Raw genomic sequence first — 6,687 nt, 5'->3', positions numbered from 1 at the left:
CAGGATTTTTATTGGGATTTTTTGATGATGATTGAGAGATTTTTTGTCAGAATCAGGATATCCAGGATTTGAGGATTTTCAGGATTTTTATTGGGATTTTTTGATGATGATTGAGAGATTTTTTTGTCAGAATCAGGATATCCAGGATTTGAGGATTTTCAGGATTTTTATTGGGATTTTTTGATGATGATTGAGAGATTTTTTTGTCAGAATCAGGATATCCAGGATTTGAGGATTTTCAGGATTTTTATTGGGATTTTTTGATGATGATTGAGAGATTTTTTGTCAGAATCAGGATATCCAGGATGTGAGGATTTTCAGGATTTTTATTGGGATTTTTTGATGATGATTTGGAGATTGTAATAATATAGTATTTATCAAAAAACATTCAAAATCTTTATATCGAAAGTAATATAATCATATTCTGAAAATATTAAATATCTCCATCCTGAAAATCCTTAAATCCTGGACATCCTGATTCTGACAAATATATTAAATATCTAAATATATCCATCCTGAAAATCCTCAAATCCTGGACATCCTGATTCTGACAAAAAATATTTAATGTTTTAATCCTGGACATTCTGATTCTGACAAAATATCTAACCCCACAACCTCCTCCCCCCTTTCCCATTTAACCTTTCATGGGTATCATTTAATAAAGCAGGAATATCTAAATTTTCAGGACATTTCGGTAAACAATCACCGCATTCTGTACACCGATTTCCTTTCATTCCGGGAAACCAATGACCCGCATTTTCAAACATTGCATAACGATATTTTCCATAATCAATCATATCATAAGCAACTGCTAAATTTCTTAATCTTAAAACTTCAGGAATATTGATATTTTCAGGACAAGGTAAACAAGCATAACATTGACTACATTTATCAGTTTCTAAAACTTGATTCTTTTGATTTTCTAAGTTTTTAAAAACTTTTATCTCTTCTGTTGTTAACTCATTAATATTATGAGAAACTGCCAAAGGTGCAATTAATTCTTCTGGAGTTGCAGCACCGACGCTTAAAGTTGTAATTCTGGAATCACTCAATAAAAACCGATAATTTAATTCTAAAGGTGTGAAAGGTTGACACAGTTCTTTTAATTTGTCTGGTGGTGTGTAAAGTCTTCCTCCTTTATCAGCAGGAGAAATAATAAATACACCCATATCTTTTTTTGTAGCTGCTTCAATCGCTAAATTATTACGTTGGAAAAAATAATAATAATGCAAATTCACAAATTCAAATAAATCTGTATTAATTGCTGCCAAAATAATCTCTAAAGCACCATGAGTAGAGAAACCAATATGTTTAACTCTGCCATCATTTACAGCTTCATGAACAGCTTGCATACAGCCATTTTTAGTTTCTACCCATTCTAAATGTTGCCTAGTATTTAAACCATGAATACCCAAACAATCTAAATAATCTAAATTTAAACGTTGTAAAGATTCATCAATGTACTGATGCATGGTGTCAGCATCAGCACAGGGAGGAATTTTAGTAGTGATATATAATTGATTTCTTGGTACTGATAAACCGCTTTTTATTGCTGTACCTAAATACTCCTCACTTTTACCATAACCTCTAGCAGTTTCTATGTGATTGATACCTAAAGATAAAGCTTTTTCAATAGTTTGATGAGCAGTTTCTACGTTATTTAAATAACGCATTGTTCCCAAAGAAAACACTGATAATTTTAAATTTGTTTTACCAAAACGTCGATATTGCATAAAGTCAGGTGACAGGTGACAGAAGAAAATAGGGAATAGGGAATAGGGAATAGGGAATAGGGAATAGGGAATAGGGAATAGGGAATAGGGAATAGGGAATAGGTGATTGGGGAAGAGAGAAATTAATTAATCCTGTAAAATCTGTATATATTTTGTGATGAAAAATCATAAATCTCCCCAGTCCCCAGTCACCAGTCCCCAGTCACCAGTCCCCAGTCACCAGTCCCCAGTCCCCAGTCACCAGTCCCCAGTCACCAGTCACCAGTCACCAGTCCCCAGTCACCAGTCCCCAGTCCCCAGTCACCAGTCCCCAGTCCCCAGTCACCAGTCCCCAGTCACCAGTCACCAGTCACCAGTCCCCAGTCACCAGTCACCAGTCCCCAGTCCCCAGTCCCCAGTCCCCAGTCCCCAGTCACCAGTCACCAGTCACCAGTCACCAGTCACCAGTCCCCAGTCACCAGTCACCAGTCACCAGTCACCAGTCCCCAGTCCCCAGTCCCCAGTCTCCTATTTAACCGTCACCATTACCAAATCGCTTGATTAAATCTTCAGGACGAAGATTAGAAACAAATTCCCGGAAAGCTTGTTGTTCAGCTTCATCCGCATCACGATCAACGGGAATAGAAGCATCTGCTACCACTTCTTCCATCACCCAAATCGGTGCATTTGTCCGTAAAGCAATGGCGATCGCATCACTAGGACGAGAATCTATTTCTTTTTTTACCTCTCCTTGCTGCACAATTAAAGCAGCGTAGAATGTATCCTTTTGCAAAGAATGAATTATCACCTTTTCTAAGGTCATATTCCATGCTTCCAAAACATTTACCATCAAGTCATGAGTTAAAGGTCTAGGGGGTTTTTGATGCTCCATAGCACCCATAATCGCCCTAGCTTGATCCTGACCGATATAAATTGGTAAAGCCCGACGATCTGAACTATCTTTCAGGAGTACAATCGGACTACGGGTTATGGCATCTAAAGCTATACCAGCGACTCTCATTTCAATCATTGGCCAACCCTCTAAAATCCTTGTATTGCTTGAGTGCTATGTGGCAAAACATACCCTTGATTGGGTTTTTCTAAGACAGAAGTAAACATAGGGCTTTTCTTCTTTATAATCGCTTCTATTAAACTGCTACATAAAACCCAAATAATCTGGACTTTACTCCTGATTTTATTAGCAAAATGAGAGCAGTGTTCCCTCTTTCAGCTTAAACGCCTATCTTTTGGGAAGCGAGTTATAGCCAAATACGAGCAATTATTGTCCGATATGTGGCAGTATATAAGGCTTTATCGGAAAATTAATCTCCACCCGATGACTCCGAACTTGTAGTAAACACCAGAGTAAGTCAAAATGCTCTCCTCAAATCATAATCGTCTTAACCAAGTATGCCTTGAGATTGATGTTAATGTGTGACTGTTCAGCCTTCAAAAAAAACTTCAGAAATTATCTTTAAATGTTTTACGTTTTTGTTCGGAATTATCAGTTGATTTCAGCCAAAATTAAGCAATAGGTGACTGGGGACTGGTGACTGGGGACTAGTGACTGGGGACTGGTGACTGGTGACTGGTGACTGGGAAAGAAAATTTTAGATTTTAGATTGGAATTGACAAAAACAATCCAAAATCCAAAATTGTATTACCAATTACCCATTACCAATTACCCATTACCAATTACCCATTACCAATTCTTAGCAAACTTGTAAATAAAGTTAATTTGGCAAAAAATCATGTTTACAGGATTAATTCAAGGATTAGGTAAAATTAAACCCTTATCTAACGATTTGTGGCAGATTACTTTTGTCAGCCACTCGGATGCCATTATGCACGATTTAACTTATGGCGATAGTGTAGCAGTAGATGGCGTATGTCTGACGGTGGAAGAAATTTTAAAAGATGGTTTTATTGCCACTGCTTCACCAGAAACCCTGCGTCGTACCACTTTAGGGAGAGAAGAAACCCAAGCCAGATATGTCAACCTAGAAACGTCGCTGCGAGTGGGGGGTAAGGTAGGAGGTCATTTTGTCATGGGTCATGTAGATGGGATGGGTGAACTCATTTTAGCGGAACAGACAGCGACCTCTTGGGAAATGACTTTTGCAGTACCAGAGGCGATCGCTCGTTATATCGTCCCTAAAGGTAGCATCGCCATCAACGGTATCAGTCTCACTGTAGCCACCTATCAACCCGAACACTCACAGTTTACAGCAGCCGTCATTCCCCTCACATACTCGGAAACAAACCTGAGTTGTTTAAGTTCTGGTAGTTGGGTAAATTTAGAAGCCGATATCCTGGGTAAATACGTGGAAAAATTCATTTCCCCAGGCAAAACACCACATCAAGAGGACATTACACCCGCATTCTTAATAGAACACGGGTATTTATAGGTGATTGGTGATTGGTGATTGGTGATTGGGAAAAATATAACTGATTACCCAGTGCCTAGTCACCTGTCACCTGTCCCCTATCTGGCCTGTGCTGTTCTGTTGTTGTACACCAAGTTATTTAAACCTGCTTGTAACTTCACACCGGGGTCAACAGCAACCCAACCGTTGGGTGTGAGGTGACGGACTTCAAAATGCAGGTGAGGTCCTGTAGAGTTACCAGTGCTACCAACTCGACCGATCACCATTCCTGGTTCTACCCACTGACCAGGACGAACTAAGATGTCTGACATATGAGCGTAGAGAGTTTGTTGGGCAGAACTGTGATTAATAATCACGGTTAAACCGTAACCACCAATCCAGTCAGCAGTTTCTACTTGACCTCTAGCCGCTGCTAAAATTGGTGTACCTGTGGGCGCTCCTATATCTGTACCTGCATGGAAACGGCGATCGCCAGTTATAGGATGTATCCGCCAACCAAATAAAGAAGTTACAGGCGCAGCAAAAGATAAGGGAAAAGCTACTCCCGAACTACCACCACGGTAAGCATAAGCAAAGGTGTTACTGTAAGGAACTTGTGGTAAAACCGCTGCCAGGGCAAAATCATAAGATACATTACTTGGACGTGGTGCTATATTATCCTCTGCCATTGGCGCGGGTAAACTGCCAAAGCTGGGGGCGATGGGTGTAGCATTGACGGTTGTAGTTGGGGAAAACTCGCTGGGTTGAGGAATAAACCGATTCGGACGATAGGCGGTTTTTGTAGAACTGCTAGTATTTGTTTGGGCAGTACGCCAACTTTGATTATTATTGACAGCAGTAGCAACCGTTTTCACTACATTGCGGGCTTGTGAGTTAGACTGAGCCGCTACTTGCGGTGTTTTTGGTGTTTTTTCTAAACTAGCGGTTTCACTTTTTTTGATCCAACTAGGTGCTGATTTTTTGGGTGCATCAGCTACAGTAGGGGTATCAGTGGCTTTTTTACCACAAGCACCAGCAGCAATTTCTCTTTTAGAAAAAACTGCTTCACAACCGCTAGACCTTTCTGTAACAACTACAGAACTGGGTGGTTCATAGTTGTTAGTTGCAGTCCCATTGTATTCGGTGGGGTCAATCTGGGTGTTATTGTAATCTTTGGTTTTCCTCGCTGTGGCGCTGCCAGTATCCCCAGCATTATTATTTGCTGGTTTAGCTACTTCTGCGGGTTTCTCAGGTGCTGAGTTAACAGAAGTCTCTGGTTTTTTCACCTGTGACGTTTCCGCTTTCGGTTGAGAAGTTTTAATGATGACAACAGGTTGAGAATTTTCTGCTTTTGGTTGAGACTGTCTCAACGGTTCTGCTGTTTGGGAAACTTCTTTATTGTTGAGTTTCTTTTTCAGTCTGGCTCTGCGTTCAGCAAAATCTGGTGTTGATTTTACTGCTTCTGGGGCAGCAGTTTCTTTTGTTCCTGTCTCTGCAACTGCTGTCGGTTGGGAACTTTCAATAGTGGGAACAATGTTATCTACTGATGATTCCGTTTGAGCCAACACAAAACCACCACTTAACAGGCTAACACTACTCAACCAAGTCAGGGCTTGGGCTGGTAATGTAGAAGCAAAGCGTTTTGTTGTTAAACTTTGAGTTCGCTTATTATTCAAGCGGTTATGGGCAGATTTATGAGGCTGCGTCATTTTTTCTCTCAGTTGTGTGTAATAAGTTTAAAGAAGATGATGTGCTTAAAAAGTTAAACAGAAATTAAACAGAAATTAACACCGAAGATTAAGAGTAACCCAAACTGATTGTACCGGGTTCTACAGAAATTTCTGCTTTTATCAGTTCTGTCCTATTATATTCAGCCATTTGTAAGCGGAGATTTCCTTCGGGTGTCACCCCAACTACAGTGCCTAAGAGATTATTGACATACACATGATCACCGATGTTTGTCAGTAAATGCAGATAACGAGACAGTAGTATGCTTATTCCTTCGTTGTTTAGACACTCTAGACCGGACTGTATTCCCAGTAAAACTTGAGCAGTGAGCATTTCTAGCCCAGAAATAGCTTGATCATTCTGGGTAGTTTGCCAGGATTTTAAGTTGATGCCAGTTTCTGGTACTGGGTTAGCCCAGTTTATACCAACACCAATCACAGCTTGGGTAATATGCCCTTGAAAAACCCTGGTTTCTGTTAAAATGCCGCCTAGTTTGCGACGATTTAATACTAAATCATTCGGCCATTTTATTCCTACTGTTATGCCACACTTTCGTAAGTGTGAAGCAATTCCCCAAGCACTAGCTAAGGTTAGTTGATAGCTATTGGTGACTTCTAGTTGAGGAGCGATCGCCATTGAAAGGTATAAACCACCCGCAGGAGATAACCATTGTCTTCCCCATTGTCCCCTACCTGCGGTTTGTTGGGTGGCAATCACTACAGATCCTGGTTTTGCTCCTTGGGCGATCAAGTCCCATACCATTTGATTAGTTGACGGGAGACTGTCAAAAATGTGTAGAGAAAATGGTATACATGGTTGCTTACGCCCTAAGTGTAAGAAATTTTCTAAAAGTTGCCGATCAAATTCCACAGTTATTCCCC

General features: G+C 40.3%; 6 protein-coding genes. 2 read left to right on the top strand and 4 right to left on the bottom strand.

Features of this window, described 5'->3' with window-relative positions; all coding sequences use genetic code 11:
- Nucleotides 1–602: 602 nt before the first annotated feature.
- Nucleotides 603–1,733, bottom strand: a complete 1,131-nt coding sequence (locus H6F45_RS16510) for an aldo/keto reductase (RefSeq protein ID WP_137669501.1) — start codon at nt 1,731–1,733, stop codon at nt 603–605.
- Between the two features lie 157 nt (nt 1,734–1,890).
- On the opposite strand from H6F45_RS16510, the gene H6F45_RS16505 reads away from it, so the two are divergent.
- On the top strand, nt 1,891–2,277 hold the full coding sequence (locus tag H6F45_RS16505; protein ID WP_190347742.1) for a hypothetical protein: 387 nt from the start codon (nt 1,891–1,893) through the stop codon (nt 2,275–2,277).
- Here H6F45_RS16505 and H6F45_RS16500 read toward each other — a convergent pair.
- On the bottom strand, nt 2,245–2,742 hold the full coding sequence (locus tag H6F45_RS16500) for a bifunctional nuclease family protein (protein ID WP_096572152.1): 498 nt from the start codon (nt 2,740–2,742) through the stop codon (nt 2,245–2,247). The two genes, H6F45_RS16505 and H6F45_RS16500, sit on opposite strands and share 33 nt — an antisense overlap.
- 721 nt (nt 2,743–3,463) lie before the next feature.
- On the opposite strand from H6F45_RS16500, the gene H6F45_RS16495 reads away from it, so the two are divergent.
- On the top strand, nt 3,464–4,120 hold the full coding sequence (locus H6F45_RS16495; RefSeq protein WP_096572151.1) for a riboflavin synthase: 657 nt from the start codon (nt 3,464–3,466) through the stop codon (nt 4,118–4,120).
- Nucleotides 4,121–4,197: 77 nt separating this feature from the next.
- Here the strand turns inward: H6F45_RS16495 and H6F45_RS16490 are convergent, their stop codons facing one another.
- Nucleotides 4,198–5,787, bottom strand: a complete 1,590-nt coding sequence (locus tag H6F45_RS16490; RefSeq protein ID WP_096572150.1) for a peptidoglycan DD-metalloendopeptidase family protein — start codon at nt 5,785–5,787, stop codon at nt 4,198–4,200.
- 88 nt (nt 5,788–5,875) lie between these two features.
- Nucleotides 5,876–6,676 carry a biotin--[acetyl-CoA-carboxylase] ligase gene (locus H6F45_RS16485; protein ID WP_096572149.1) on the bottom strand — a complete coding sequence of 267 codons (801 nt, stop codon included), beginning with the start codon at nt 6,674–6,676 and terminating at the stop codon, nt 5,876–5,878.
- Nucleotides 6,677–6,687: the final 11 nt, after the last annotated feature.

It is taken from the genome of Sphaerospermopsis sp. FACHB-1194, from assembly GCF_014696235.1.
Taxonomy (GTDB): domain Bacteria; phylum Cyanobacteriota; class Cyanobacteriia; order Cyanobacteriales; family Nostocaceae; genus Sphaerospermopsis; species Sphaerospermopsis kisseleviana.
This window is presented reverse-complemented; position numbering and strand designations above follow the sequence as displayed.

What these genes read in the sequence shown, in the direction of transcription:
- H6F45_RS16510 (WP_137669501.1), bottom strand. Translation starts at nt 1,733, where the DNA reads ATGCAATATCGACGTTTTGGTAAAACAAATTTAAAATTATCAGTGTTT.
- H6F45_RS16500 (WP_096572152.1), bottom strand. Translation starts at nt 2,742, where the DNA reads ATGATTGAAATGAGAGTCGCTGGTATAGCTTTAGATGCCATAACCCGT.
- H6F45_RS16505 (WP_190347742.1), top strand. Translation starts at nt 1,891, where the DNA reads ATGAAAAATCATAAATCTCCCCAGTCCCCAGTCACCAGTCCCCAGTCA.
- H6F45_RS16490 (WP_096572150.1), bottom strand. Translation starts at nt 5,787, where the DNA reads ATGACGCAGCCTCATAAATCTGCCCATAACCGCTTGAATAATAAGCGA.
- H6F45_RS16495 (WP_096572151.1), top strand. Translation starts at nt 3,464, where the DNA reads ATGTTTACAGGATTAATTCAAGGATTAGGTAAAATTAAACCCTTATCT.